The 3,605-nt window shown below is 69.7% G+C and carries 5 protein-coding genes; 3 read left to right on the plus strand and 2 right to left on the minus strand.

Going from position 1 to position 3,605, the window contains the following annotated elements; translation table 11 throughout:
* The first annotated feature begins 219 nt into the window (after nt 1-219).
* Together AB0M27_RS46985 and AB0M27_RS46990 are read left to right on the plus strand one after the other, a co-directional pair.
* Entirely contained in the window at nt 220-612 is a 393-nt protein-coding gene (locus AB0M27_RS46985; RefSeq protein WP_365732338.1) for a hypothetical protein, read from the plus strand.
* Between the two features lie 3 nt (nt 613-615).
* Complete coding sequence (locus tag AB0M27_RS46990) at nt 616-1,170, plus strand: XRE family transcriptional regulator (protein ID WP_365732339.1); 555 nt, start codon at nt 616-618, stop codon at nt 1,168-1,170.
* A gap of 93 nt (nt 1,171-1,263) precedes the next feature.
* Here the strand turns inward: AB0M27_RS46990 and AB0M27_RS46995 are convergent, their stop codons facing one another.
* Together AB0M27_RS46995 and AB0M27_RS47000 are read right to left on the minus strand one after the other, a co-directional pair.
* Nucleotides 1,264-1,896 carry a hypothetical protein gene (locus AB0M27_RS46995; protein WP_365732340.1) on the minus strand — a complete coding sequence of 211 codons (633 nt, stop codon included), beginning with the start codon at nt 1,894-1,896 and terminating at the stop codon, nt 1,264-1,266.
* 186 nt (nt 1,897-2,082) lie between these two features.
* Nucleotides 2,083-2,580, minus strand: a complete 498-nt coding sequence (locus tag AB0M27_RS47000) for a putative phosphothreonine lyase domain-containg protein (protein WP_365732341.1) — start codon at nt 2,578-2,580, stop codon at nt 2,083-2,085.
* A 50-nt stretch (nt 2,581-2,630) separates the two neighbouring features.
* On the opposite strand from AB0M27_RS47000, the gene AB0M27_RS47005 reads away from it, so the two are divergent.
* Nucleotides 2,631-3,605: hypothetical protein (locus tag AB0M27_RS47005; RefSeq protein ID WP_365732342.1), on the plus strand; the 975-nt coding region annotated here is incomplete at its 3' end.

Raw genomic sequence — 3,605 nt, forward strand, 5'->3', positions numbered from 1 at the left:
CTCGGCCCGACGCCGGGCCTGGCGAAGCTGGAGGGCGTCCAGCCGATGCTGTGGGCGGTTGACCTGATGGAGAAGGGCCTCAACCCCGCCCGGCACATCAAGGGCGGCGACGCCGTCCTGGACGAAGGCGAGTAAGAGCCAGACCACCGACACCGGCAGGGTGCCGTTCCAGCCGGAGGCCGACGCGGACGCTGAGCCGCATCGAAGGAGCCGTAACCGATGACCACCACCGACGCCGCGCCCCCGCAGTGGCCTGTCCCCACCATCCGGCCTGCCCATGACCCGGCGCTGTTCGCGCGGGCGATGCGGGACATGCGCCTGACCTGGCGCGCCCGCGGCGTCCTGGCCGAACTCGCCACCGGCTACACCCCCGGCCAGGAGCCCAAGATCAGCGAACTGATCTCCCTCACCCGCGACGAGCGCCTGGCCGCAGAAGGCCGCGACGCCTTCCGTAAAGCGGTCGGCGAGCTGCGCACCCTCGGCTACCTCACACCCGACGCCACCACGGCCTCCGGCGTGGGCGAGCGCCTGGTCGTGGACCTTGCCCCGGCCGCCGACGCCCGCCTGATCCCTCAGCGCTACGGTCACAGCCCGCTCACGGACGGGAGTTGACCGGTGGGAGAGATTGAGGACGCTATCGAGCGGGCCGACTTCGAGGCGTTCACCCGCACCCCGCCCAAGGGCCTCAAAGCCCGCATCAACTTCCTCCTGGGGCAGCTGAAGACGACCAAGGCCGTCGCGGCGGAGATCGGGGTCAGCCAGCGCTCGGTGGAGCGTTACCGCACCGGCGAACGCAAACACCCGCCCGAGCCCATCGCCGACCGGATCGAGACGGCCGTACGCGCCCGCTGGCAGCCTAAGGTCCGGGGGCGACGCCGCAAGCAGGCCGCCACCGCGACCGGCATCACCGTGGAGACCCGGGCCCGGTTCGGTTATACCGCGCCGATCGGAACCACCGACGACGGCCGGATGCGCCGCCTGACCGTCCACCTTCCGCCGGCCTATGCCCGTCGTCTGTTCGACGCCCGCGAGCAGGGCGCCACCGACCAGCAGATGCGTGACATCGTCGCCGAAGGACTGCAGGAGGTGTACTTCAAGGACGGCGGACGCCGCGCCGCGGGCCTTGAGGTCACCCTCACCGACATCGACTATTTCGACGTCTCCTACTGACCGGGCCCGGGCTCAAGCGGCCCGCCACCCGGTATGACTGCGCGCTTCACTTGGCGGATGAGCGCTGGAGTCGGCGCGGCAGCGCAAGTGCGGTCACCGGTTGCCCTCCACAGACCCGATCAGTTTTCCGAGAGCCTCCAAGGCGGTGAACGAAGCTCCCCGGGCCAGCAAGGCCGACAGGATCAAGGCCCGGTCGAGCAGCGCGTCCCTGCGCAGGCCGACAAGGATGTCCTTGGCCCGGTCGCGCCCGAAACCAGCGCTATAGGCGTTGTTCCCATAGAAGTGCAGCTGCTCAACAGCTGCGGCCAGTTGAGGGTCAAGGCCGACCGGCGGGACGTTCGGACGGGTCAGGTCCACGGCGTGTGCCATAGCTGCCCACCCGGTCAACGCGACATCGCCTGCCTCGACGACAGCCACGGCAGCTTCCTGGGCGAGCTGATGAGCCGTGCACATCATCCGCAGGTCGGGCCAGTAGGCCATCAGCGGCCCGAGCGGGCGGATCCCCGCTTTGGGTGTGATGTGCTGGTATCGCCCGACAAAGGAGGCAAGCCCTGGCACGTGATCGGCATCGATGCTGAAGTCGCTGGCCAGGAAAGCCCACGCCGTTCCTGGCGCGCACCGCGAGTCTGTCCATGCGGCGGCCAGGGTTACGGCCTCTCCCAGGTCGCGATCTGGCGCGTAGGGCACCCAGGCTGCCTGATAGCCCGGCCCGCCAGCGTCCGACATCACAGCTCCGTTCGTCCCGTAGCGCCAGGCACCACAGCACCCGCGTTGCGCATCGGCAGCGAGGCTGCATTCTCATACTGCCGCAGGACCAAGGCGAGTATGGGAAGGCGCGCGGGCCCCGCGTTTCACCCGCCGACAGAGCCGCAGGCCAACGCCCCGTCGTGGTGACAGGCATCGTGCCGCGGCTCAGCCGGGGTTTCTGTCACGCCGGATGACTTTGGTGGTTCCGGCGGGGCTGGTGTAGATGCTGGTGCCATCTCCGTATTCGCCGTGTTCGGTCGCCTCGTCGGTCTTGTAGGCGAGGGAGTCGTGGATCCCCAGGGCCCGCAGGGCGACGAGAACACGGCGGACGTCGTCCTCGTCGTGGTGATTGACGGTGTAGATGACCACGGGGCGGCGGGTGGGGTCTCCGTCGAAGCTGTTGCCGAGGGTGGCCACTTTGGCACGGGGGCCGAGCTGCCCGGCTTCCACGGCGGTCTTCACGGTGCGCCAGCCAGCATCGAGGGCTCGCACGGGCAGGAACCAGAGCCACTTTCCGTAGGCGGTGACGGCGAGGTGCTCGTCCGCGTCGGGATCGGGAGCATCAGGGGCGGTGGCCCACAGCCAAGGGGCGCCGGTGACGGTCGAGGGAGTGTCGAGGGGCGGCGTGCGGGTGTGGCCCGTCCGGGTGGCTCGCGTCTGCACATGCTAACGATATGCCCCCTACATCGCTTTTATGGCATATTCGTGTGCGCGTGGCTATGAAGGAACGCGACGCCCGTGTGTGGCGTGACCAGGCGCTGACCGCATGTTGCATGGCGGCCGCGGCGGAGGGCGATCCGCTGCTGTCGTCTGCTCGCCGGGCAGCAGTACTGATGGACTGCCTTGCGGTGCTGCGGGCGGCTCACCGGCCCGACCGTGCGGCACAGATCGGGATGGGCGAGTTCCGCCACGGCCTGCGCGGCCCCCTGGGAGCACTCCTTCCGCCCGTACCCGGGACAGCTGACCGCCGGTTCGACGCACTGCACTTGTTCGACAAACACGGTCTGGTCCGCGATGCCGTGCAGGATCTGTGCCGCGAGCACCTGGTACCGCACGTGGCACTGGAGCGGCACTGGCCGTGGGCACGGGTGCGGGCGGAGCAGGAGGAGCGGCGCCTGTACGAGATCCTGCGGCGACTGCCCCCCGAGGATTACCGGCGTGCGCGGGCGCTGCTCGCGGAGTATCCGGCGGGCCCGGTGCGGCAGTTGAGCCGGGCCTGGGACCAGCTGTGGATGCGGTTCGACTTCTTTGAGGCGGTCTCCGACTGGCCGTGGTGCCACCTGGACGGCTGGTGGTATCCCTGCCCGATCTGTCACTGGCCGATGCGGGTGGCGCAGCACGCGGCGACGATCGATGTACGGTGCGAGGCCCACGCGGCCCGCGGCGTGCACTACCGCCGCACCTCCGGCCCTGCTGGTCTGGGACCGCCTGAGCTGGTCGGCACGGGGAAGAAGGCCACACCGGTGCGGGGGCTGCCGGCGAGCACGGAACACCTGGCGCTCACGCGACCGGTGTGGCGCTACGGAGCCCTGCCGACACTGCTCGAACTCGACCTGCGCGACCAGGTACAGGATCTGCCGCACGTCACCGTGGAGATGTACCCCGGTGAGCTTCGGCCGGACGAATACGATCTGCACATCACCGTGGCCGTGCCGGGCCGGCGCACACAGCGCTTCCGGGTGGACGCC

It is taken from the genome of Streptomyces sp. NPDC052107 (assembly GCF_040680215.1).
GTDB lineage: Bacteria > Actinomycetota > Actinomycetes > Streptomycetales > Streptomycetaceae > Streptomyces.

Bases quoted from the DNA above. Each gene is read 5' to 3' on its own strand.
- AB0M27_RS46985 (WP_365732338.1), top strand. From the start codon at position 220: ATGACCACCACCGACGCCGCGCCCCCGCAGTGGCCTGTCCCCACCATC.
- AB0M27_RS46995 (WP_365732340.1), bottom strand. From the start codon at position 1,896: ATGTCGGACGCTGGCGGGCCGGGCTATCAGGCAGCCTGGGTGCCCTAC.